The organism is Endozoicomonas numazuensis (assembly GCF_000722635.1).
Lineage (GTDB): Bacteria > Pseudomonadota > Gammaproteobacteria > Pseudomonadales > Endozoicomonadaceae > Endozoicomonas_A > Endozoicomonas_A numazuensis.
Genome location: NZ_JOKH01000003.1, coordinates 35,991 through 60,425, shown reverse-complemented (window position 1 = coordinate 60,425; position 24,435 = coordinate 35,991). Strand labels below are relative to the sequence as shown.

The 24,435-nt window shown below is 47.5% G+C and carries 20 protein-coding genes and 1 pseudogene; 4 read left to right on the top strand and 17 right to left on the bottom strand.

Annotated elements, in window-relative coordinates; genetic code table 11:
* Positions 1-188: 188 nt before the first annotated feature.
* From GZ78_RS28905 to GZ78_RS13085, 5 genes are all read right to left on the bottom strand, one after another.
* Positions 189-635: a hypothetical protein gene (locus tag GZ78_RS28905; RefSeq protein WP_152558709.1), complete on the bottom strand. Its 447-nt coding sequence runs from the start codon at positions 633-635 to the stop codon at positions 189-191.
* Positions 636-786: 151 nt separating this feature from the next.
* The gene (locus GZ78_RS13090) at positions 787-1,002 is read right to left on the bottom strand and encodes a hypothetical protein (RefSeq protein WP_034836849.1); all 216 of its coding nucleotides are present in this window, start codon (positions 1,000-1,002) and stop codon (positions 787-789) included.
* Positions 1,003-1,326: a Tse2 family ADP-ribosyltransferase toxin gene (locus tag GZ78_RS30975; RefSeq protein ID WP_407919786.1), complete on the bottom strand. Its 324-nt coding sequence runs from the start codon at positions 1,324-1,326 to the stop codon at positions 1,003-1,005.
* A 19-nt stretch (positions 1,327-1,345) separates the two neighbouring features.
* Positions 1,346-1,471: a hypothetical protein gene (locus tag GZ78_RS30675; protein ID WP_269078768.1), complete on the bottom strand. Its 126-nt coding sequence runs from the start codon at positions 1,469-1,471 to the stop codon at positions 1,346-1,348.
* 546 nt (positions 1,472-2,017) lie between these two features.
* Complete coding sequence (locus GZ78_RS13085; RefSeq protein ID WP_034836846.1) at positions 2,018-2,671, bottom strand: hypothetical protein; 654 nt, start codon at positions 2,669-2,671, stop codon at positions 2,018-2,020.
* 345 nt (positions 2,672-3,016) lie between these two features.
* On the opposite strand from GZ78_RS13085, the gene GZ78_RS13080 reads away from it, so the two are divergent.
* The gene (locus GZ78_RS13080; protein ID WP_051786156.1) at positions 3,017-3,919 is read left to right on the top strand and encodes an integron integrase; all 903 of its coding nucleotides are present in this window, start codon (positions 3,017-3,019) and stop codon (positions 3,917-3,919) included.
* Between the two features lie 270 nt (positions 3,920-4,189).
* Here the strand turns inward: GZ78_RS13080 and GZ78_RS13075 are convergent, their stop codons facing one another.
* Positions 4,190-6,307, bottom strand: a complete 2,118-nt coding sequence (locus GZ78_RS13075; protein ID WP_034836844.1) for a carboxy terminal-processing peptidase — start codon at positions 6,305-6,307, stop codon at positions 4,190-4,192.
* Positions 6,308-6,827: 520 nt separating this feature from the next.
* Here GZ78_RS13075 and GZ78_RS13070 point away from each other — a divergent pair.
* The gene (locus GZ78_RS13070; RefSeq protein WP_051786155.1) at positions 6,828-7,805 is read left to right on the top strand and encodes an NAD(P)H-quinone oxidoreductase; all 978 of its coding nucleotides are present in this window, start codon (positions 6,828-6,830) and stop codon (positions 7,803-7,805) included.
* An 82-nt stretch (positions 7,806-7,887) separates the two neighbouring features.
* Here GZ78_RS13070 and GZ78_RS29475 read toward each other — a convergent pair whose 3' ends face one another.
* The 3 genes and pseudogenes from GZ78_RS29475 to GZ78_RS30670 form a co-directional block, all read right to left on the bottom strand.
* Positions 7,888-8,064 carry a hypothetical protein gene (locus GZ78_RS29475; protein WP_161787376.1) on the bottom strand — a complete coding sequence of 59 codons (177 nt, stop codon included), beginning with the start codon at positions 8,062-8,064 and terminating at the stop codon, positions 7,888-7,890.
* A 299-nt stretch (positions 8,065-8,363) separates the two neighbouring features.
* A pseudogene (locus tag GZ78_RS13065) lies at positions 8,364-9,355 on the bottom strand (M18 family aminopeptidase).
* A 44-nt stretch (positions 9,356-9,399) separates the two neighbouring features.
* Entirely contained in the window at positions 9,400-9,579 is a 180-nt protein-coding gene (locus GZ78_RS30670; protein ID WP_269078767.1) for a hypothetical protein, read from the bottom strand.
* Positions 9,580-9,690: 111 nt separating this feature from the next.
* Here GZ78_RS30670 and GZ78_RS13060 point away from each other — a divergent pair, with 111 nt between their 5' ends.
* Positions 9,691-10,791 (top strand): tRNA-queuosine alpha-mannosyltransferase domain-containing protein, encoded by a 1,101-nt coding sequence (locus GZ78_RS13060; protein ID WP_034836842.1) that lies wholly within the window; start codon positions 9,691-9,693, stop codon positions 10,789-10,791.
* A gap of 114 nt (positions 10,792-10,905) precedes the next feature.
* On the opposite strand, the gene GZ78_RS13055 is transcribed toward GZ78_RS13060, so the two are convergent.
* The 5 genes from GZ78_RS13055 to minC form a co-directional block, all read right to left on the bottom strand.
* Complete coding sequence (locus tag GZ78_RS13055; protein ID WP_034836841.1) at positions 10,906-13,998, bottom strand: efflux RND transporter permease subunit; 3,093 nt, start codon at positions 13,996-13,998, stop codon at positions 10,906-10,908.
* Positions 13,995-15,077: an efflux RND transporter periplasmic adaptor subunit gene (locus tag GZ78_RS13050; RefSeq protein WP_051786154.1), complete on the bottom strand. Its 1,083-nt coding sequence runs from the start codon at positions 15,075-15,077 to the stop codon at positions 13,995-13,997. Before GZ78_RS13050 ends, GZ78_RS13055 begins: the two co-directional genes overlap by 4 nt.
* A 293-nt stretch (positions 15,078-15,370) precedes the next feature.
* Entirely contained in the window at positions 15,371-15,628 is a 258-nt protein-coding gene (gene minE, locus GZ78_RS13040) for a cell division topological specificity factor MinE (RefSeq protein WP_034836834.1), read from the bottom strand.
* Positions 15,625-16,440 (bottom strand): septum site-determining protein MinD, encoded by an 816-nt coding sequence (minD, locus tag GZ78_RS13035; protein ID WP_034838177.1) that lies wholly within the window; start codon positions 16,438-16,440, stop codon positions 15,625-15,627. The genes minE and minD overlap by 4 nt, the downstream gene beginning before the upstream one ends.
* A 76-nt stretch (positions 16,441-16,516) precedes the next feature.
* Entirely contained in the window at positions 16,517-17,314 is a 798-nt protein-coding gene (minC, locus tag GZ78_RS13030; protein WP_034836831.1) for a septum site-determining protein MinC, read from the bottom strand.
* 403 nt (positions 17,315-17,717) lie between these two features.
* Between minC and lpxL the strand changes: the two genes are divergently transcribed.
* Complete coding sequence (gene lpxL, locus GZ78_RS13025) at positions 17,718-18,665, top strand: LpxL/LpxP family Kdo(2)-lipid IV(A) lauroyl/palmitoleoyl acyltransferase (protein WP_051786153.1); 948 nt, start codon at positions 17,718-17,720, stop codon at positions 18,663-18,665.
* Between the two features lie 413 nt (positions 18,666-19,078).
* Here lpxL and rapA read toward each other — a convergent pair whose 3' ends face one another.
* From rapA to GZ78_RS13010, 3 genes are all read right to left on the bottom strand, one after another.
* On the bottom strand, positions 19,079-21,949 hold the full coding sequence (gene rapA, locus GZ78_RS13020) for an RNA polymerase-associated protein RapA (RefSeq protein WP_034836828.1): 2,871 nt from the start codon (positions 21,947-21,949) through the stop codon (positions 19,079-19,081).
* Positions 21,950-22,301: 352 nt separating this feature from the next.
* Positions 22,302-22,583, bottom strand: coding sequence for a YebG family protein (locus GZ78_RS13015; protein ID WP_034836824.1), 282 nt, complete (start codon positions 22,581-22,583; stop codon positions 22,302-22,304).
* Between the two features lie 151 nt (positions 22,584-22,734).
* On the bottom strand, positions 22,735-24,369 hold the full coding sequence (locus tag GZ78_RS13010; RefSeq protein ID WP_051785764.1) for an IS1182 family transposase: 1,635 nt from the start codon (positions 24,367-24,369) through the stop codon (positions 22,735-22,737).
* Between the last annotated feature and the right edge of the window lie 66 nt (positions 24,370-24,435).

Genomic DNA, 24,435 nt, shown 5'->3' with positions numbered 1-24,435 from the left:
CCTTAGAACCATTTGTTAGGTTCATGCACAAATTTTAAGGATAGAATTTATACGATNCACTAGGCCAGAAAAACCCTCAGAAAAAAACTGACCAATCAACAGAGAAAAGCTTGAATGTGTTGCTGCGACATAACGCCTGGTTCAAGGGCGCTGCCGCAGGCAGCGTCCCTTAGAACCATTTGTTAGGTTCATGCACAAATTTTAAGGATAGAATTTATACGATGGACAGCAAGGTTTCTAAGTTTTTTGTTCTCACTAATGGAGTAACAATCAGCATATTGCTCATAGCGCAAAAGCTTGCCTTGTTCTTTATTATTACCGTAGGCCAGTTGCTTCCATTCTCTGCTCAGGCGAATACGCTGATGAATGGCGAGAGGCTTAATTTCATTTCTGATGACAGACCTATGCTTGTTGAAACTGGACTCATTAAGAATGTCCATAGTTTTGAGGTCGCTTTCGATCAGGGCATTCAGGTCATCACGGAAAACAGCACTAATACTGTCCAGACTTTTTCTGATTCTTTGCCTTTGGAAGAAGCTAACTCGGAGCAAGTAACCGAAGATTGCAAGACTGAGAGTGATCAGGAGTGTGCCGAGAGGGTGGCTTTCAACATACTGGATTACATCAGTGATCATATTGCGTACATCCTTGGTTTGTTTTTGGCTTTATGGATAATTTTCAGTTGAGTTTATGGAATGATAAGTATGCCCTATTTTGGAACCTAACGCTTGGGTCAGGTGCTGCGCCGCAGGCGCAGTCACTCTGCACCCACTTGTTATAACCCGGTTACTTCAATATTTTATCCAAAGGCAAACCAACCTCTTCTTCAATCTCTTTATATTCTTCTTTTAATATTTCAAGAAGTTGTTCTAACTGCATTATGTGCTCTTCATAATCTGTCGTATCTTTTACTGTATCGCTGCCTAGAAAGCCTTCTTGGTAAATGATGGCATCTCTAACTGCTGAGACTAGTAAAGGAGCAAGCGTATTTGAAATCTTCATTTATACAGCCTTATTGAATAACTCAGCAGCAAATGTTGCTAGAGCAGATTTAAATTGAACAAGTGACATATCGTATGCAGGTGCGATTGTATAGTGTGTTGCATCGTACCGCTTATTATACTGATCTTTTACAATTGCCAACTCTTCAGGAAGAATAGTTCCAGCGGGAATCTTGTAGTACTCCCAGCCATTTCCAGGGGGACAGCCCTCTTTATCAAAGGTGCTTAAACCTCTCGGCCTGTCTTCAACTGAAACCCACTTTTCACCATTTCTATGCTCATAGATCTTAATGTCAGCGGCCCTTGGGCGCCCGTTGGATAAGATTGTAGCTTCTTCTATAAAGTCAAAAATGCCATTGTTCGATTTTTTTCTTCAATGCTCGCCATAAGCTAACTGGAACCTCATCGCCGAAGTAACAGTCAAGTTTACCTTTTTGAATGAGAATATCTTTTAATAATTTTTCTCTCATAACACATTCCATATGTACTAAGTTGATTTAGGGTTATAACGCTTGCAGCAGGGGCGGCGAACACAGTGAGGCGTCCCTTTTGCCTGCACTTGTTAAGTGGCCCTGGCCGCTACGATGGTTGGGCTGGCGAGACTCCATTGATATTTTTGGCACCTGACCTCACCGCCAGCAGATTAATCTATTTTCTGTTTTTTGCTGAGCACTGATTCAGAGTCACTGAGGAGAAAAAAAAGCAAAGCACTTGTAAATGGTTGTCTATTGCTCAGAACTGAAGGACTCCGAACTCTGTACTGTCGTGGCACAAGGAAAGAAAACCTGAAACCTCTTGCCAGCTCCGCCCAAAATTGAGAAACAGCATACTGCTTACGCTGGCATTGCAAGAAGGATAATACACCTGATCTTGATCGCCAGATGGTACACACCTTCTTCTTTCTACTTGTACGGCACTTTCAGATTACTAACCAATCTATACACCCTGCCACTTAACGCTTGCAGCAGGGGCGGCGAACGCAGTGAGGCGTCCCTTTTGCCTGCACTTGTTAGGCTCTAATTGTATAGTATTAAATAGTAATATTGAAACGCTGGAAGAATAAAGCTGCCTAAGATTGCAATGCCTATTATGAAACTCAGTTTCATTTTTATTCTATCAAGTAATGTTAAATTCCAAGTGGTGATATTCCCTTTAAAGTCTTTGCTTATGAATTCAATATTGTCTAAGTTTAATTTCTTTATTTGATGGACAACATTTTCAATAACAAAAGGTTTGACATTAAGTTTTATTTTCTCAACTTTAGAATTATTCTTTATGTATATATACCAGTAAACATCTAAACCATCCCCACCGTTATTTACCTCATCTCGCTCGATCCTTATAATATCAGATGTTTTATACGAGAAGGATAGTTTATATTCAGACTCAGGTGTTTTTAATTTTATTTTTTTAGAATTAACTATTATAAACCAGTTTGACTGGCTTTTGAAAACTTTCACAAAAGCTAGAAATGCAGCATAGATAAAAATCAATGAAATCAAACCAAATATGACTGACAAAATTATATAAACATATTCTTGCGTAGGGTTATTCGTATCACGGTACCATGTGGAGATAGAACCAAAGTTAGTGATTATTGCTAATGAGAACATCCATAGAAAATCTATGATATTTTTCTTTTTTGATGAATAAGCTTTGACGTAACTCATGTATTATCTGTTACAGAATAAAAAATGTACTTATCACTCTAGAGATTTAAATTTCATAAAGCGCACCGTTACTATCTTCATAGGAGGAGCTTTGAGCCTAACAGCTATTAAAACTCAAACGAGTAATATTGGATATTACGCGCGCACGCAGCATATCCCCCCAAATCAGGGGCAATTCACTCACTTGAGATATATCCCAACTTTTCAGTGTGTCGAAAAGTCATTAATTTTCAATAGGCTATATGCCATTTTGACTGCTGCCCTGAATAGGCCGCGTGTGAGTTATTTGCATTTTTAGCATTCTCTTCAATAATACTGTACAAAATAACAGTTGTTGGATTTATCATGCCTTCTCCTTTTATGACTGAAGTACGTAACACCCTGAGAGTGAAGCGCTATAGCTATAACACTGAACAGTCGTATTGTTATTGGATCAAGTACTTCATTCGCTATCACCATATGAAGCATCCTCAGGATTTAGGGCCTGATCATGTCAGGCAATTTTTGACTTATCTTGCCGTTCAGCGTCGGGTTGCAACTTCAACGCAAAACCAGGCATTGAATGCTCTGAACTATTTATACACGCAAGTTTTAGGCAGATCCCTGGGGGATGTCAGCAATCTGGTCAGAGCTAAGAAGGCCACCAAAATTCCTGTGGTGTTTGAACGGCATGAAGTGAATGCTATTTTCTCAGTAATCAGCCCTGCACATAAGTTACCGGTTCAGCTGATGTATGGCTCAGGTCTTCGTATAACAGAATGTCTTCGCTTGCGTATTAAGGATATTGATTTCAACCGCAAAGCTATTCTTGTTCGAAGTGGCAAAGGTAATAAAGACCGGGTGACTGTCTTGCCTGATCCGCTTATTCCTGAGCTACAGGCTAGAATAAGCGAAGTTCGTTTTCTTCATGCTGCCGATATAGAAGCCGGTTTTGGTGAAGTTTGGATGCCGGATTCTCTTGCAAAAAAATACCCATCTCATGCAAAAAGCTTGCACTGGCAATATCTTTTTTGTTCCCACAAGCGCTCAATCGATCCCCGAGATGGCTGTGAACGACGCCATCATATTGATGACAGCACTTTGCAAAGAGCGGTAAAACGAGCCATTGAGTTATCCGGTATAGAAAAGAAGGGAAGCTGCCACACTTTCCGACATTCTTTTGCCACTCATTTGCTGGATGATGGTTACGATATACGAACGGTTCAGGAGCTTCTTGGACACAAAGATTTAAAGACAACCCAGATCTAGACACATGTGTTGAATCGTGGTGGACACGCTGTTAAAAGTCCTTTGTGCAGAATATAAGTGGCACGCTACCGCCCGAGGAGTTCTAACTGCCTAAACAGCTGGCGAGCACTTATCCCTTGGCTCAATAGCTTCCTGCTTGTTGGGGGTATTCATTCTATTGAGCGACATTGTGCCAGTATTTTTTCTTGAGGGGTAGGGCTAAGTACTTATTTTTAGGGCGGGCGCTTTAAAGAAGTGAAGGGCCTGATGGTCAGGCCCTGAATAGTTATATTAACGGCTGGCGGTTTGTTTCTTTTCTAGTTGTATTAAATCAACTAGCACCATTCCAGCTTCCTTGATAAAAGCGTCTGCTTCTTTCTTTTTCTTCTTGGCTTCGGCCGATGCTTCTTCTTGCTCAGCCTCTTCCAGTTCATCCAGGTTGTTTAGCAAAGGCTCACCTTTGGCTTTCCTTAACCGGTTTTCAATGGTCAGTCTTTGGCTTCGCATGGTCTGGATTTCGTGCTTGCGCTTCTCTTCATTGAGAGAGACTTTTTCCTGGTTTTCGTAGCGTGCCAGGTAGTCTTTCATTTCATTCAGATAAACGAAGTCCGGGTCGTCGTCAGTGCGCTTACGATGTTTTTTGTCCAGTGGTTCCAGATAGGGCTTCATATCTGAATATTTTCGATATGGGATTGGCTCGATGGTATCCCAGGGCAGGGCATCGGGTAATTTGTTTTCGCCGATGTCACGACCGTCGTAGAGTGAAGGGAAGGCAATGTCTGGTAGTACACCCTGGTTTTGTGTGCTCTGACCAGAAATACGGTAGAACTTGGCCAGAGTCAGTTTCAGTTGACCATGGTTAAGTGGTTGAATGCTCTGAACGGTGCCTTTGCCGTAGGTCTGGCCACCAATGACCAAAGCCCGGCCATAGTCTTGCATGGCACCGGCAAATATTTCTGACGCAGAGGCACTTAAGCGGTCAACAACAACGGCCATAGGGCCACCGTAAACCTGTGTAGGATCCGGGTCTTGTTGTCGCTCGGTACGGCCTCGACTGTCACGAACCAGAACCGTTGGGCCCTGATCAATAAACAGGCCTGTCAGCTCATTGGCTTCCTGCAAAGATCCTCCGCCGTTGCCGCGAAGATCAATGACCAGTCCATCCAGGTTTTCTTTCTTGAGCTTTTCAAGGAGCTTCCTTACGTCACGAGTCGTGCTCTTGTAATTCGGGTCACCGGATTGAGCGGCTTTGAAGTCAATGTAGAAGGTAGGGATTTCTATGACACCCACACGTTTGTTTTTGCCATCCTGTTTGAATTCCAGAATACGGCTGCTGGCGTCCTGTTCTTCCAGTTTGACTTTGTCCCGAACAATTTCATAGATACGAGTGCTGCTACTTTTACTGGAACCAGAAATAATCTCCAGTCTGACCAGTGTTTTCTTTTTACCACGGATCAGGTTAACAACGTCATCCAAACGCATGCCTACTACGTCTTCCAGGGGTCCCTTGCGGCCCTGGCCAACGCTGATAATTTTGTCCCCGGGTTTTAATTGGCCTGCTTTTTCAGCCGGACCACCCGGAACAACACTGACCACTTTGGTGTATTCGTCTTCAGAGGAAAGAACCGCGCCAATGCCTTCCAGAGAAAGGCTCATGTTTATGTCAAAGTTCTCAGCGGTCTGGGGGGAGAAATATTGGGTGTGTGGATCAAAAATTCCGGTAAAGGAATTAATGTAAGTCTGGAAAGCGTCTTCGCTTTTACTCTGGTGCAGACGGCGCAGCAGGTTGGTGTTACGACGGCTCAGCTGATCGGCAATTTCTTCATTGGTTTTGTTGTTCAGCTTGAGTGTCAATACGCTGTCTTTGAATTGTTTTCGCCATAAGTCACGTTGCGCTTTTTTGTTGGCCAGCCAGGGCTGTTCCTTGCGATCGACTATCAGCTCTTCGTTCTTTTTCAGGTTTTGCTTTTCCACGCCTTGCTTGATTAAGGCCAGCATATAGCGAGCGCGTTGTTCGGCTCTAATCCGGTAACGGTTGAAGATTTCGAAGGCTGGCTTGAGGTCACCACTTTTAAGGGAGCTGTCGAGTTTCTCCTTATAAGGGGTAAACTGATCGATATCGCTTTGCAGGAAAAAGCTGCGGTTAGGGTCCAGACGATCAAGATAGCGTTGGAAAACTTTTTCGCCACTCTCCTGATCCAGGGCTATTTTTCGGTAATGATTGCGAGATAACAGCTGTACCACGTTCACACTTGCGATGGCCTGCTGCAGGCTGGGCTCGAGCTCTTCGACCGGGCGCTCAAGTTTCTGATCAGCGGCAAAAACCGAACTGGTGGTTATACAGAGCGCGGTGAACAGGGCAAAAAAAACCGATGGTGTTTTCCTGGCGTTTCGCAGGGTCGGTATCATGGATTGTGAAGCTCCGTGTCGTTTTTCGATATCGGGTGTGCCGCCTCGGCTCTTGCAGGAATACGTTCTGTTACGGGGTGTTTAAGACGACGTTCATCGACTATAGGTCACTCCATCCCACTGTTCCTGAAACACTTGTACCAAACTATTCACAGGGGGTCTTCAAACCCTTTCTGTACCGGAAATAGACAAAGCCTGCCATAGCTTTGATTGCCGGAAAAACTTCGTTTGGCTCATGTAGCTGTAATGGCTACCAGACAGTCTGTCCATATACCCGTCCCAAAGCTTTGGTTGACTTCTATTTTTAAGTTACCAGTGCTTTGGGGGCTTTCACAATCAGTTTTCTGCACTGATTGTTATTATCCCCGGGGACATAATACAGTCTATACCTGAATGCAGCTAGTTAGGGGTCTCTGCCGGGACCGCTGTCAGACGGTAAAACTCCCATTTAATACAGCCAGGTAACAGAGGTATTTCCTTGATACCTGTATCGGCTTGATCACAGAGGTTTGAGATAAAGATGCAAGATAGCAAAGGCTTTCACGGACTTGTGGCTATTGACAAGGCACTGCAGTGGCGGTCTTTTCCCAATGAGTCTTTGGGTAAAGATCAGGTAAAAGTTCGTATTGTGGCTGCAGGGCTCAACCGGGCAGATCTTTCTCAGCAGGCTGGAACCTATAATCCTCCAGAGGGTGTTACGCCCGTTTTGGGTTTGGAATGTTCCGGTATCATTGACTCCGTGGGGGAGAATGTCAGTCAGTGGCTGCCAGGTCAGCAAGTGTGTGCATTATTACCTGGTGGAGGATTGGCGACAGACGTAGTTTGTGACCAGCGCTTGCTGTTACCGGTGCCTGAGTCATTGAGTCTGATACAGGCAGGTGGGATTGTTGAAGTGTATACCACCGCCTGGTTAAACCTGTTTCATCGTGGCAGGGTGAAACCTGGAGACAAAGTTCTGGTCATGGCTGGAGCCAGTGGTGTGGGCACTGCGATGATTCAACTGTGTGCCCATTTTGGAATGGATGTCACAGTGGTTGTCGGCAGTGATGAGAAGCTGGCTTTCTGCAAGGCACTGGGAGCCTGTAATGGTATCAATCGGCATCAGCAGGATTGGCAAACACTAAAGGAGTGGGGGCCTTTTGATAGGGTATTGGATTGTTGTGCGGGCGACTGGCTGGAAAAGTACATGTCGCTAATGAATACCGGGGGAAGGATTATCACTATTGGTTTAATGGCAGGCCGGAAGGGTAAGCTGGATATGGGGCTGCTTTTAATGAAGCGGATTCAAATCATTGGATCGACACTGCGTTTTTTGCCCATTGCCGAAAAAGAGAAGCTGTTAGCTGAGTTAAAGGAAAAGGTTTGGCCTTTATTTGCTCAGGGACAATTAAAACCTATTGTCGATACGGTAATGTCAATGGATCAATATCAAAGTGCTTATGATTTAATGGCTTCGAATAAAACAACAGGCAAGGTCATTCTTACCTTGCCTGCTTAATCAACGATGAGCGGTTTTAATAAAGTCATAGATTTCTCTGATCATTCTGCTGTGGGCATTTACAGGGGCATGGCAGAATGGATCAGTTATAGCCGAGCTCAAAGCATTCGCAGCCTTCAGGCTTGCTTGGGGGGAGCTGACTGCTGTTCTTCATTAGAGGCTTCAGGCCTTTAGGATAGGCGGTTGCATGATACGCACGACCCTGAGGGCGAATAGCGGTTTTACGGTTTTTAAACGGTGCGAAATAGTGGTGTTTCATAGTCTTTCCTGACCGTGATGGGTTTTGCATGGATACAAGTTAAGAATAACAGTAACTTTGACTTTGAGTTAGTCTGAAATTGTACTTAAGTGAGAATTTCAATTGCAGTTTGAAACGCAATGTTAATAAAGCGTTGCAAACTGTTGAGAGAGTAGTTATACGGTTAATTAATCAGTGCTTTTTAATAAGGCCGGTTGTTTAATTCATTCTGCTTTTAAGAAACTGTATTAATGTACAGGCTTGTTTGATTCAAAGAGAGGTCGCCCTCACTCATGGGGCGACCTCTCTTTTTTTTGTTCTTAAAAGGGAAAAGCCGCTAATTCATAAAATCTTTTAAGAATCAGGCTTAGTTCGCAGGCATCTTTTGTACCACAGGTTTCACGAATGGAGTGCATTCCAAATGTAGGCAAGCCAATATCCAGGGTCTTAATGCCGAGTTCACTGGCCGTAATGGGGCCAATAGTACTGCCGCACCCTATATCTGTTCTTACCGTGAAGTGCTGGCACTCCACATTTTCCTGCTGACATAAGCAACGAAACAGTGCGGCTGTTTCATCGTTGGTGGCGTATCGCTGGTTGGCATTGATCTTAATGACAGTACCATGGTTCAGTATTGGGCCATGATTACCGTCATGCTTGTCTGCATAGTTGGGGTGAATACCATGGGCATTGTCGGTTGAAATCATGACCGTACGGGTCATTGCCCGACGATATTGATCGGGCGTTTCACTAATTCTTTCCAATATGGACTGCAGCATGGGTCCCTGGGCACCCACGGCAGTCTGGCTGCCCACTTCTTCATGATCGCTACAAACCAATACAGTTGAAGCCGTAGACTGATCGGCGGAATGAATGAGTGATTCCAATCCAACAAAGCAACTGAGCAGGTTGTCGAGACGGGCACTGGTAATGAATTCATCATTAAGGCCAATGGTGGCGGCGCCCTGGGTGTCATAGAAGCTCAAGTCAAATTCCAGAACGTCCGCAACATTGGTATAGCCTTCTTCAGTAAGTGGTCTTTCAAAATGGATCGTACGTCGGCTTCTTCGTCTTTGCTCAGTTGAGACAGAATGGGCGGGATATGTTTCTGAGGGTTTATGGTTCTGTTTTTGTTGGCTTCTCGACCAAGGTGTATTGCCAGGCTGGGTATGACAGCAATGGCTTTTTGATAATTAATCAGTCCGCAAGCCAGCTGGCCTGAGGTTGTGAGATAATGCACTCGCCCAGCCAGGGAGAGATCCCGGTCAAACCATGGATTGAGAAGGGCGCCGCCGTACGCTTCGACCCCCAATTGCAGATACTGATGCCGAATCAGTTCAGGTTTTGGTTTTAATTTCAGGAGGGTGAGTCGGTGTGGGTACCGGTCATCCGAAACCCCTGATTCAGATTGCCCCGGGTAAAGGCAACGATGGAGGAGTCGTTACGGGTAACGTAGTAGCGGCCACCTTCTTCCAGTGACCAGGTTTGGGCTTCGTCGAGCTTTTGAAAACCGCTATCTTCGAGCCGGCTGGCCATGTTTTTGACCGCATGGAAGGGCGTGGGTGAAGCATCCAGAAACTTGATCAGAGCCTGGTTAAAAGTACTTTGTTTTTTTTGACGTCATTAGGAATGTCAGTCTTGCAGCGAATGAAAATATTATTGTTGTCCGCCTATGATGCCATGAGTCATGCCTATTGGCGAAAAGGTTTGGTGGCCGCTTTTCCTGAGTATGACTGGACCGTTCTGACGCTGCCTCCTCGCTATTTTAACTGGCGACTCAGGGGAAACAGTTTGAGTTGGGCGCTAGGTGAGCGTGAAGTATTGGAGTCAGGTTATGATCTCATGATCTGTACCTCTATGACTGACTTATCTGCTTTAAAGGGCCTGGTGCCCGCGTTATCGTCCATTCCCACGATCTGCTACTTCCATGAAAATCAGTTTGCCTACCCCCAGGCCGATAGTCAGCACAAAAGTGTTGAGCCAAAAATATTAAACCTCTATACCGCCCTGGCAGCCGATCAGGTTCTGTTTAACACGGCTTATAATCGTGAGACTTTTTTTGCCGGGGTAGAGCAGTTGCTGAGAAAGCTGCCAGACCATGTTCCTCCGGGAGTGGTTGATCAGCTTAGAGAGCGCTCCTCGGTATTGCCTGTTCCCCTTCCGGATTCCGTATTTGAGACACATATTGATGCTCAAGCGTCACAGCCTTTGCAGATTTTATGGAATCACCGATGGGAATACGACAAGGCACCGGAGCGGTTTTTTATGGCATTGACGCATCTGAAAGCGCAGGGGGTTTCTTTTCAGGTTCATATTGTTGGACAGAGTTTCAGGAAAATACCCGATGTGTTTATCAAGGCGAAGGAAAGCTTGGCTGATGAATTGGGTGCCTGGGGGTATATCGAAAGCATTGAAGACTACCGGCAGCTTTTGCAGAGTTGTGATGCCGTGGTTTCGTCGGCGATTCATGACTTTCAGGGGATTGCGGTTCTGGAAGCTGTTGCAGCTGGCTGTTATCCATTGGTTCCTGACAGGCTGGCTTATCCCGAGTTATTCCCGCAGAAGCATCGTTATCCCTCCCATGAGCAGGATCCTGCTCAGGAAGCCAGAGTACTGGCAAAAGCATTGTCGGTGTTGGCGCTAAAGAAAGCATCTGGTCAGCCCTTGCAGGCGCCTGATGTGCAGGGCTTGAGCTGGCATGCTCTCAAACCCTGTTATCAGGAGTGGATAGAGCAGTTAGTGGAGTGAAGTATTGACTCCGTTCATCCTGAAGCTTGTCGAAGGGTAGAGGTGATGTACTTCGACAAGTTCAGAGCGAGCGGTGTTGTATAACCTTTGATGTCACCCGTTAACAATTAATTGTCAGTGAGCTTCTTTCAGCTGTTGCTCCAGTTGCTGACTGACATGTTCGGGGGATGTCGTTTTTCTTGCCAGCAGTGCATACATAGCGGGTACGACAAAAATAGTCAGCAGGCTGGAGATCAGTACGCCCCAGAATACTACGACACCAATAGTGAAGCGCGATTCAGCCCCTGCTCCAGTAGACAGTAGCAGGGGGACCGCGCCGGCTACTGTGGTCAGTGCCGTCATCAGTATAGGGCGTAAGCGCAAGCGGGCAGCTTCAATCACAGCTTTTTCAAAGGCCAGACCCTGGTCGCGCAACTGATTGGCAAACTCAACAATCAAAATGCCGTTTTTGGTGGCCAGACCGATCAGCATGATCAGGGCCAGCTGGCTGTATATATTCAGCGTTTCACCGGCCAGCAACAATCCGGCCAGTGCACCAGCCAGACCCAGTGGTACCGTCAGCATAACAACGAGTGGATGTACAAAGCTTTCGAACTGTGCCGCCAGTACCAGATAGACAATCAGCATGGCCAAACCAAATATCATCAGGATAGAGCTCTGATTAGTGCGGTAGTCCAAAGATTCACCTTTGTAGTCTACTGTGGCTTCCTGGGGAAGGTGATCAACCACTAACTGATCCAGATAATCCAGAGCTTCGCCAATGGAGTAACCGTCCTGAAGACTGGCTGATAAAGTGATGGCCCGGTTTCGGTTGTAGTGACGCAATTGTGAGGCCTTACCCACTTCTTCTACGGTGACCAGATTGTCCAGCCTGATCAGTGCTCCGGTGGTGTGAGACCTTACATACATAGATGCCAGGTCTTCGGCAGTATGGAAAGTATTGTCAGGGGCTTTGAGATAAACATCATACTCTTCGCCCCTTTCCATGAAGGTGGTGGCAGTGACACCGCCCAGCATTATCTCCAGTGTGGAGCCAATTTCTTCGGCGGATACACCGAGTTGCTGGGCTCTTTCCTTATTAATGCTGACTTCCAGCTGAGGCTGGTTCTGATTGAAATCCAGATCCAGGTCCGTCAGCCCTGGGTTTTCTCTGGCTTTCTCTTGCAGCAAGTCCGACCACTCAACCAGTTCGTCGAATGATCCGCCACCCACTACGAATTGAATGGGGGCCTGAGAGCGGCCACCAATGGATGAACGCATGACAGGAAATGCCGATACATTTGGAATATCTGAAGTGAGTTGTCGTATTTTTGCAGCAAGCTGAAAGACTGACATATTACGGTCTTCCCAGTCGTCCATGCCGACAATTAACATACCGGTGTTATTGCCCCGGCCTCCCCAGCCAGGCGTTTGCATAAACATAAACTGCAATGGACCGTTATCGAGCTCTGGCAACAGACGGGACTCAATGTCCAGCATACTGGATTCCATGCTTTGATAGCTGGCCCCTTCAGGTCCCTTGACCATCACAAATACTACGCCCCGGTCTTCCGGTGGGGTGAAGGTCTGAGGGATTAAAGGATAAATCAGGGCAGAAAGAGCCAGTGACCCTGCGAGAATGCCTGCACCGGCCCATTTATGGCGCAGAAATACTTTCAGACAGCGTTCATAACCTTGCTCCATTCGGGAAAGGCCACGTTCCGTCAGTTGATTCAGTCTGGAGGGTTTAACATTTAATTTAAGTATTCTGGAGCCGAGCATAGGCGACAGGGTCAGGGCGATCAGGCTGGAGAAAACAACAGCGCCTGCCAATGTCAGAGCGTATTCGGAAAACAGTCGCCCAATGGTGCCGGACATAAAGACGATGGGAACAAAGGTCATAACCAGTACTACGGTAGTGGCAATAACTGCGAATCCTACTTCCCGGGCACCTTTCCAGGCTGCTGCCAGAGGGGGAGTACCGGCTTCCAGGTGTCTGTGTATGTTTTCCAGAACCACAATGGCGTCATCGACCACCAGACCAATGGCCAGAATCAGGGCTAACAGTGTTAACAGGTTAATCGAGTAACCCAGTGCATAAATAACAATGAAGGCACTGATCAGGGAAACGGGCACCGTAATAGCCGGAATCAGTGTGGCACGGGCATTTCCCAGGAAAATGTAAAGTACCAGGATAACCAGACCCACTGTGATAAACAGGGTTTGATACACCTCGTTAATGGCGCTTTCAATAAATACAGAAGCGTCGTAAGTCGTGCTTAACTTGGCCCCTTCTGGTAGGAAAGGACGAAATGCTTCAAGTTCTGCTTTGACATTTTTGACCACATTCAGTGGGTTGGCACTGGAGAGGGGAATAATGCCAAGCGTTACTACGTTCTGGCCATTGGCCTTGGCAAGGCTTTCAGTGTCTTTGGCGTCTGTCCGGATGCTGGCAACGTCGGACAGGTAAACAGTAGAGCTACCGTCCTGACGGACCACCATGCGTTGAAAGTCGTCCACTGTGTTGTAATCGCGGATCACTCGAATCTGTAAACTGCGTTGATCGCTGTTGAGTTCACCGGCAGGCAATTCAACATTATCCCGTTCAAGAGCCAGCTGGATATCAGACGCTGTAATCTGTCGGGCTGCCATGGCTACAGGATCGAGCTCCACCCGCATGACATATTCACGAATACCAAAGATTTCTGCCGAACTGACTCCATCGACCAGTCCCAGACGATCCTGAAGGGTTCGCTGGGCATAGTCTGTCAGCTCAATAGGTGACATCTGGTCACTCTTGAGGGTGATCATGAGAATCGATTCACCACTACCGTCGTCTTTCCAGACCACTGGCGATTCTGCTTCGTCAGGCATTCTCCAGGTGACTCGCGACAAGGCTTCCCTGACGTCATTCGCGGCGCTGTCCATATCCCTGTCAGGTGTGAACTCGATATTAATTCGGGAGTTGCCGTGAGAACTGCTGCTTTCGATGGCTTTTATCCCTTCGATGCCACCCAGCTGATCTTCAATGATATTGGTGATCTTGGATTCGACCACTTCAGCAGAGGCGCCATCATAAGTGGTGGTCACACTGATTTTGGGTGAGGTTGTGTCAGGGAGTTCACGAATGGGGAGCATCAGGAAAGTGACGATACCAAATGTCACCAGCAACAAGCTGACCACTGTCGCAAAGACAGGTCTTTTGACCGACAAGTCGGAAAGCATCATGAGCGGGACTCCGATGACTTCTCCGTTTTTGTCCCTGTGTCTACCACTTGCTTTTCCTGGGGTAGCGATACTTGTCGGCCATCGGATACTTTGATGATGCCTTCGTCAACAATGTGTTCACCGGCATCGAGTCCAGAACGGATGGCAATTTGATTTCCAAGGGTCTTGCCTGTTTTTACTTCGCGTTTATGAACAATACTTTCATCATCAATAACGTAGACAAATCGCTGGTGGCCGCTGAACAGAATACTCCGGGCAGGGACAACCAGAGCGGTTGTGGTGGGGCCTGCTACATCAATTCTCATCAGCATGCCGGGGCGAAGTTTGCGGTCACTGTTACCCAGAGTGGCACGAACCTTGAAGGTCAGGTTAACCGGGTCAATACGTGGGTTGATGGTTTCAATGACCCCACTGAACTGGACATCAGGCCAGGCTTCAGTGGTCGCAGCTATGGAAGAGCCCGGCTGGATTTTGCTCAGAGTGTTTTCGGGGAGCTCAAAGGTCAGTTTCATGCTGCTCAGGTCGTCCAGCGTAGTGATGACCGTGGCTGTATTAATCAGAGTGCCCAGACTGACTTCGTGGAAACCCAGTGTACCCCTGAAAGGGGCTTCAATGGTGTAATGATCAAGAATGGCTTCTTCAGCACTTAACTGGGCTCTCAGGCGATCGACCTCAGCTTGCATGGCTTCCAGTTCGTCCTGGGAAACAGCCTTGCGCTTGAACAGTGTCTGCATGTAGTCAAGCTGTCGTTTTTTATCCTTCAATGAAATTCTGGCTTCAGACACTTTGGCCGATTGTTCACGATCATCCATTTTGATCAGTGTACTGCCCTGTTCGACTTTACCGCCTTCTGCCAGTTTCAGGCTGACAATCCGGCCATCGATCTGGGGGCTGATATCCACCGACTGGTTAGCGGTTAATGAGCCGATAGCAGTAAGAGATCTTTCGATACTCTCTTCCTGAACTACGACGGAGGTGACTCTGGGTGCAGGTTTTCCAGCAGCTAGGCTGAAGGGGGAAAAACAGAGCAGCAGGAGAGCTGCTAAATACGGAAATGAATGCTTACTACTTCTGGTCATCAGCTGTGTGTCAGTGCTTCAGGTAATGGTTATTATGCAAATACCGTCTGGTATGACGTTGTTTCATCATTCTTTAAAACGGACGGTATTTTCCGAAAATGGCTCATGAATCAGCTGTGTGTGATGAGTGATGCCACGGTTGTAAAAAAGCCGGTCTATTCTCATCGAAATGAGAAGTGTTATCAGCAAGTTTTACAGACCCTTTCATTCATGATGCAAAACAGGTGCAGGTACAGAGGTTATCTGTACCTGCATTTGAGAGGGATTATACGCAGGGCTGGTGATCGGGAGTATCAGGAGTTTTCCGGTAACTGAACATTCACTTCGAGGGTTGAACAGTCACCCTCATTGTCGAGCCGGACAGAAATAGTGTTGTCTGCCACCTGAAAATATTTTTCGATGACATCAAGAATATCCTGTTTCATAGCCGGTAAAAAATCATGGCTTGAACGGCTCAGGCGCTCATGGGCTACCAGAATTTGCAGTCGCTCCTTGGCGACGGAGGCGCTGCATTCTGATTGTTTGGATTTAAAAAATTGCAGGAGGCTCATGCGCGACTCCCGAAGACTTTTTGGAAGAAGCCTTTTTTAGGGGCATTAATGAAGCGGTGGGGAAGTTCTGCCCCAAGAAAGCGTGCGACCATATCATTGTAAGCCTGACCCGCATCGGTTGCCTGCTGATGAATGACCGGTACACCGTGGTTTGATGCCTTCAAAACGTCTTTGGACTCAGGAACCACGGCCAGTAATGGGATGGCGAGAATTTCCTGGACATCTTCAACGTTGAGCATGTCGCCCATTTCAACCCGGGTGGGGTTATAGCGCGTCAGCAGCAGGTGTTCTTTGACCGGATCAAGATTTTGTTCGGCGCGTCTGGACTTGCTTTGCAAAATGCCCAGAATGCGGTCTGAATCTCTGACGGAAGAGACTTCCGGGTTAGTGGTTATGATGGCTTCATCGGCAAAATACAGGGCCATAAGCGCACCGTGTTCAATACCAGCAGGGGAGTCGCAGATGATGTATTCATAATCTTTTGCCAGCTCATCAAAAACGGCCTGAATGCCTTCCCGGGTCAGTGCTTCCTTGTCCCGTGTTTGAGAGGCCGGTAACACGCTGAGGTTCTCAGTGTGTTTATCTTTAATCAGCGCCTGATGAAGTGCCGCCTCGCCATTAATGACATTAATCAAGTCATAGACGACTCTGCGTTCACAACCCATAATAAGGTCGAGATTACGCAGCCCTACATCAAAGTCGATCACCACGGTTCTGTGTCCCTTCATGGCCAGACCCGTGGCAAATGAAGCGCTGGTTGTGGTTTTGCCAACACCGCCTTTTCCTGACGTTACAACTATTATGCGTGCCAAGTTCAAATCCTGTGAATAGTTAGAAGCTGTTTTTAAAAAAACAGGCTCGCAGTGGTGATCGTTGTTCAAGTATTTATTAAAGCCTGCTGATGTGCAAGTGATCTGCGGCAAGCTTTATTAAAACAGATTTACCCCAGTGGCGGCTCCAGGAAGATTGTTCCGTCTTACAGGTTAGTTTGTACTGACCACTGATGGAAATCAGTTCGGCCTCGAAGCGATGACAAAAAATTCTTGCTTTGGGGTTGCCCTTCACCCCGGCCAGAGCTCTGCCTCTTAAAGGGCCGTAGACGTGTATATGCCCTCCAGCCAGCAATTCTGCACCTGGACTGACCTGTGAAAGAACAATCAAATCACCCGGTGCATAGACTTGCTGGCCGGAGCGAACAGGTTGTTCAATAATTCGTGTTTCTGAAGCGGAGGCACCAGGCATCGGCTCGGAGACGGTTTCATTTTTCTGGGAGGGCTGAGCAGACTCATGACTTTCAACAGGGATCGGTTGTTCGCTCTGTTTCATCATGACGACATTTTTTTCAGGGCGTGCCTTCTGAGAGGGCAACCATGCTACACCTGCTCGATCTGCTGAAAGCTTATACTGTTCACTGCTTCTGATAGCGACGAGAATCATTCCGGATTCTCTGAGACGGCCGGCAATGGCGGTCAAAGTGTGGGCGTCAATCGCTGCCGGTAACTTCTCCAGAGCCAACACTACGGGTGTTTGCTGAAAGAAGTGCGGAGCTTTTTCTGACATCGCCTTCAACTGCTGGCTGAGGCTGCTCAGGCAGCTGCTGTGCAATTCAAGCGTAGTCAGTGTATAAATGCCGCCTTTCAGCTGGAAAGCGGCAGATGACTGTTTTGAGGTCAGTGTTGAATTCATGGTAGTAACGGCAGTGTGTCAGTGGATCCTTGTGCAGCTGACGGGCCAGTGGAAAGACAAACCTTTTGATCAGGCTTCCAGCCTATCACTCCGCTCGAGCGTTCAGATTATGTTCATATGGTTGAAATCTCAAGTGCCTTTACAGTAGCCCAGTCCATGAGAGACATGACCTGAGCCAGAGCACCTGAGATAATAGGGTTCAGGGCGTATAAGTTAGTTTGTTATTTAATGCTTATTAATATGAAATTGGGCGTCAGTGCGCAATGTACAGTATGAAAATGCAGCACTTTCAGACTCAATGGCTATTGTCACGCTCAGAGGTTGGCTACCTTTTCAACTCAGGGTGGTTTGAATAAGTTGGCTGCTTTAGCAGAGTTAATGAAAAAGGGTTTCTGGTGAATTGATGAAGTCGGATGAGTTAAAAAATACTACGGAAGCGGATCGTTTTCTGTGGTCCTACCTGAAACCAAAATTCTGGCTGGTATGGCTTGGGTTGGGGTTTACCGCTCTGGTGGCGCTTTTGCCTTTTTCTGTCATGGTGCGTCTGGGACGATTTATTGGTCGACTTTTACTTCGCTTTGGTGGCAACCGGGTACGCATCACCCGGGTGAATCTTGAAAAGTGTTTTCCCGGTATGAGTGAAGCTGAACGGGAAGTTCTGTTGCAGAAGAACTTTGAGTCGGTCGGCATTGGTTTGATGGAAGTGCTGATGGCCTGGTGGTGGCCAAGAGCGCGTCTTGAGCGGCTAGTGACGTATAAAGGGTTGGAGCATCTTGAATCAGAGTCAAAACAGGGAAATCTGCTGCTGATTCTACACTTTACCACCATAGAAATTTCGGGTGCCCTGATTACGCTCAGACAGAGTGTTGACGCAACTTATCGGGAGCACAAGAACCCTGTTTTTGAATACATGCAGAGGCGACAACGTTTGCGTTATGACCGGGGGAGCCGGTTGCTGGGGAGAAGAGATGTACGAGGTATGTTGCGATCTTTGAGGCAGGGGAAGACAGTCTGGTACTCTCCAGATCAGGATTATGGTCCTAAGCAAAGTGTTTTTGCCCCATTCTTTGGTGTTCAAACGGCATCGGTGACAGGCACTTCCAGGATGAGCAAAATGGGTAAGGCCAGGGTCGTGCCCATGGTCGTGACCCGCAAACCCGGCTCCGAAGGGTATGTTCTTGAAGTGTTTGAAGCCTGGAAGGATTTCCCACAGGGGGATGATCTGCAGGATGCGACCCGAGTCAATCAGTTCGTAGAAGAACAGGTAAGAAGAAATCCGGATCAGTACATGTGGTTGCATCGCCGCTTCAAGACTCGGCCGGAAGGTGAGCCGGGCTTTTATAAAAAGTAGATGCCATGTTCTGACATGGCATTCAAAAAAGAGCCGATTATTGCGGCTCTTTTTTTATGGTCAATCAGAGTTATTGGGGCTCGGTCAACGGTACTTCCAGGTAGGTGTTGAACCCTTTAATAAAATCTACAATGTCAGAAAAATTTGAGGCAAGGGGGGTAGAGCTCTAGGAGGCTGACCGAGAATAGCGTCCGAGCATAAAATTCAGTAGAACGAGTCAGCTTTTTCACTGAATTTATGCGAATAGTTGACCTATTTAAGCAAATTCAGTGGAAAAGATGGCCGTTCTTTCTGGATTTTAGGCCGGGCTGTCTATTCTCGGTCAGCCTCCTAGTCATAAGGTCTTCAAAGGGGAGAAGGAAATGCAGCGGGAGAGCTGCATTTCCTTAAAGCGGATACGATGTTGGGTCGTTTTAACCCGCAATCATCAATCGCAGACCATCCAGTCTTAGCATGGCATTCTGCAGGCATTGATGACCCAATGCTGCACGTAGTTTGAGATGTTCAATCTCTTCATCACGTACGTTCGGGTTCACTGCTTTCAGAGCTGCCAGTCGCTTGATCTCTTCCGTGACATTACTCAGCAGGGTTTTGCAGGCTTCAGTCACAATAGGATTAACCTGTTCCTTGGCGGCTTGCTCGGCTTTGCCCAGCATCGACAGGATGGGTTCACGTTGTGCCTTTACCAGCTTTTTCGCCATGCCTTTCTTGATGGGTTGCAGCTGTGCATTCAGTGTGTCAAAGGCCACTTTCTCCGAGAGGTTGTTCATGCCGGGGTCAATCAGACAGCGAATCGGTGTCGCTGGCAGATATCGATCCAGTTGAAGCTTTTTCTCACCGGTGGCTTCTACCACATAGATAGCTTCCAGCAGCATGGTACCGGGTTTCAGAGCCTTGTTTTTCAACAGGGCTACCGAGGTGTTACCCATATCACTGGTGAGCAGCATTTCCATGCTGTCCCGAACCATTGGGTGTTCCCAGGTCAGAAAGTGCATGTCTTCCCGGGAAAGTGCCATATCCCTGTCAAAGGTGACAGTAATCCCGTCAGCCGGAAGGCCAGGGAAAGAGGTCACCATGTGGCTGCCGGGGCGAACAACCAGGCAATGTTTGGAATGATCTTCTGACTCAACACCAAAGCCTTCAAACAGTTTTTCCATATAGCGTTTCAGCTGTCTGGGTTCTTCCTGTTCTTCAATGTCATTGATCAGATCTTCACTGGACAGGGTGCCACGGGAATTGATTTCCAGCAGTCTGTCCCGACCGTTGTGAAGATGCTCATTCATTTTTGCATTGAGCTCGGCGGTTTCTTCGATCAGAGGCTGAATGTCAGTCAGTGTCGTTTTCTTTTCCGGTGCCAATGCTTCTGTGAACGCTTCGCCCAGCTGTTCAAAGACCATGCTGCCTGATGGACAGGTATCAGCAAAGGCATTGAGTCCCTGATCATACCAGTGGAACATTAATTCCTGACCGGTTCCTTCAATATACGGAACATGTATTTTGATGGTTTCGGTCTGGCCAATACGGTCCAGGCGTCCTATGCGTTGTTCCAGCAAGTCAGGGTGAGCAGGCAGGTCAAACAGCACCAGGTGGTGGGCGAACTGGAAGTTACGACCCTCGCTGCCGATTTCGGAGCAAACCAGCACCTGGGCGCCATACTCTTCGTCTGCAAACCAGGCTGCCGCACGGTCTCTTTCCACAATGCTCATGTTCTCGTGGAATACGGCTGTGGGAATGCCTGACAGGATTCTCAAAGCGTCTTCCAGATCCAGAGCGGTATTGGCGTTGGCGCAAATAACCAGCACTTTCTGCTTTTTAAGCAGCTTTAGCAGGTTGATCAGCCAGTCAATACGTGGATCAACTTTCCACCAGGGGTCCATATCATCGACACGAATGTGTGATTGATAGGCCAACTCAGGGTAAAGCGTACCACGGACTTCTGTTTCTTCTTCCTGGGCAATTTGATACAGCTCGGGCAGTTTCTGGGCATAGCCCTGAACAACCCGGCCCGGGAAGCCTCCTACAGCAGCCCGCGTGTTTCTGAACAGCACTCGACCGGTGCCATGACGGTCCAGCAGGCTACGCAGAAGTTGCTCGCGAGCCGCTTCTTTCTGTTCATCAGAGCCACTGTTGATCAGTTCGATCAGAGGCTGGCAGTCCTGTCCCAGAAAGCCGATCAGATGCTGACAGGCTGTGTCAGCAAGGTGGTCATTTTCCAGCAGAGCCTGAACCGATTCTGCCACAGGCTCATAGCTTTGTTCCTCTTCCTGATAGGTGGCCAGATCATGGAAACGATCCGGGTCCAGCAGGCGAAGTCGGGCAAAATGACTTTCTGGTCCCATCTGTTCTGGGGTTGCGGTTAACAGCAGTAACCCGGGAATCTGGGCAGACAGTGTTTCCACCACCTGATATTCACGGCTGGGGTCTTCTTCTGACCAGATCAGGTGGTGAGCCTCATCGACGATGAGTAGATCCCAGTCGACCTCGAGAGCCTGCTGAAAGCGATCATTATATTGGCTCAGGAAGTCCAGACTGCAGAGAATCAACTGTTCAGTGTTGAACGGGTTTTCATCTTCAATCGCACGGCAACGTTCTTCATCAAAGAGGCTGAAGTGCAGGTTGAAGCGTCGAAGCATTTCGACCAGCCACTGATGCTGGAGTGTCTCCGGTACCAGAATCAGCACCCGGCTGGCACGCTCAGTGATCAACTGTTGGTGAAGAATAAGGCCGGCTTCTATGGTTTTACCCATTCCGACTTCATCCGCCAGCATCACTCTGGGGGCGTGGCGTCCTGAGACTTCACGGGCTATGTGCAGCTGGTGAGGTATCAGGCTGGTTCGGGCACCTACGAGTCCTCTCATGTGAGAGCTGCGCAGGCGACAATTGATCAACAGTGTTTTGTATCGCAGGGAGAAATTACTGTTCTGATCAATCTGACCAGCCAGCATTCTGTCCTGAGGTTTGTTGAAATGAATAAAGTTGCCCAATTCCGACTCGGGAAGCGCTTTGGGCTTACCATCGGACAGCATACCTTTATATAGCAGCAGGCCATTTTCTTCGATGGCTTCCGCCACCGTCATGGTCCAGCCTTCGTGGCTTTCAATCCTGTCGCCAGGGTTGAATTGTACCCTTGAAAGCGGGCAGTTATTTATGGAGTACAGCCGGGTTTCACCGGTGGCGGGGAACAAGAGGGTGACCATGCGACTATCGAAAGTCAGAACGGTACCTAGCCCTTGTTCAGTTTCGGTGTCACTGATCCAGCGCTGTCCAGGAACGAAGCTCGTCATGTCGTGACTACATACCTTGCCAGACAAAAAGGCCGCTATATTAGCGGAATTGGTTGTATTAGCAACCAGTACAAGTGCTACTTGGCGGGCTGGTTCAGTATAGTCTCGGTCTGATAACGAGAAAAATGACGAACAGCACCGCCGTTTTTAGTAAAAACCCGTCTTTCTGAATCATTGAGAGCAGATGGGGTTTTTAGTCGCACAGGGCTATATATAGCTGAATCTGCAGTACATCAGGGGGAATTGATAAAAGTAAATGCCTGAAACTGAGAGGTAAAATGGGAGGGAGGGCAGGTGTCAGAGCGGATTAGGGCGTTCCGCTCTGGTGTGTCGGAAATTGCGTAGGCCTGTTTCAGGCTGCGGCTTCATCTCCGGTGTCATCTGCTTCAGAGCTGTTGCCAATTTCCAGAATCAGGTCTGGTTTGCCTTTAAAGGCTTTGGCAAAGGCTTCTTTGTTTTTGGCGAACATCAGGCCAATTTCTTCAGCCAGGTCTTCATTGATTTCAAAGCGATCTTCCAGCAGGCTGGTGATATTCGCAGCCAGTTCCAGCATCCGATCGTATTCTTCAGCGGCTTTCTTGTCTGTAAACATGCTTCCGTCCCGGTCAACTCGCCACATGGGGGTAATAGACATGGCCCTCTCCTGTCAGGTTTAGATTAAGGATACTGTATAAAAATACAGTATCCTTGTCCAGCGGCAATTCTTCGAAATGCTTTAGGAATAGTCCGTAAATAACTTCCTTATTTGCCCCCCTCCCGTTCGAGGGTGTCTTAAAAGCCAAAATTCAAACCCAGTGAGGCGCTTTGCTCGGTGTAGAATGACACTTCATTGGGACTCTTTCCCAGCTGTCCATTTTTTCTATAAATGGGTGACACTTCTCAAACAACGCCCAGAGAAGCCAGTTGTACCATAAAATAGCGTAAATATTGGCCTTTACAGCCCTACTCAAGTTGTAAGCCAGCAAGTGCAAACCAAATTCCAGTTTAACCTTTTCCAGCCCCTTGCGACGGAAGCGGTTTAATCCCTGTACATCCCGTAAATAGGCAAACACAGGTTCAACCATCGCCTTCCTTTTGCTGAAAGACTTTTTGGCTTTCGGATGCTGCATAACCTGCCTCAGTGCATCTTTAGCATCATCCATTGCATAGCGCTTTATGCGCCGCCCCTTCTTATTGCTCGTGCATTTATCTTTGAGAAGGCAGCCTTCGCAAGGCCCATTGCCATATATCTTCTGCTCCTTTGTGCGAGCGCTCCCTTTTATCTTACCAATGGGAGTCAACTCTTTTCCTGCAGGGCAACGATAAACGTCATTGGTTTCATCGTAATAAAAATGTCCCTTCTGGAACTTTTTGGATTCTTTGGGTTTGCCTGGTTCTTTACCCTCAGGGCATAGCAGGCTGATATCGTGCTCCAGACTGGTTGCAATGACTTCATCATTAAAATAACCAGCATCCAATAGCATTTCATCGACTGGTTTACCCGTGATCTGCATTGACTGATCAAGCATTGGATTTACGACAGTAGTTTCATTGGTAGGGTCTACAGCCTGAGCCAGTACCACCCGCTTGTTATTAGCTAATACGGATGGCTTGTAACTCGTTGTGTACCCTCGCCCCCGTTTCATCTTTTGGACAACAGCTTCAGGCTCTGTAGGGCTTACGACAGCACTTTCTGACTTACCGTTCTTCTTTCGCTTCGCGTTGCGTTCAACGACTGCTTCGAGAGCACTGCTGGCCATCTCCAGATTCTTTTGGCTTTCAGGGCAATCTGGATGGTTGTCAGCTTGCGTTTGTGCTGCTTCATGCACCTGTTGCGCAGCTTCCTGCTTCATCAGGTTGTAATTTGAGCAAGCGGCTTCTATAACGGTCCCATCACCAGCCAGACAACTTCCATCGGAGTCTGTTTTTTTGAGAACGGCTCGTGTCAGGCTTTCAAAGAAAGCACCGGTCATGGACTCGCTGTGCATATTGATGAAGCGACCAATAATGGCATGGTCTGGAAAAATCCCTCCGGTAACCCACATACAGCCAAGATCGACACGGGCTAATCGTTCCAGAGTTCTCAACGAGGTAATGCCTTGCATAATGCCATAGAGAATCAAACCCATCATATTACGGGGTGAATAAGGAGGACGTCCTTCTAATGCATACCTTTGCTCAAAATCAGACCAGTCCTGTTCATCAAGAAGGGATGCAACGGTAAAAGGTGTTTTTTGACCGGTTAGTTCAAGGTGCTCTTTCAGGTTAGTGTTGCCAAGAGTGATTGCGTTGGGGTCAGGAGCAACAAAACGTCGTTTGCCTGTTTTGTTGGCTGATCTTTTGGATTCATCCTGTTTTTTGTGATCAGAACTACTGGCTGTACCTGAAAAAATATCGAGCTGTGGAGCAGTATTAATTTTTATTTGAGTTCTTGTCGTCATGCTGAAGCCGGTAAAGCTACTTGAATATACAGATTACCGGCTTGTAGTAGGTTTTGCGACACCCTC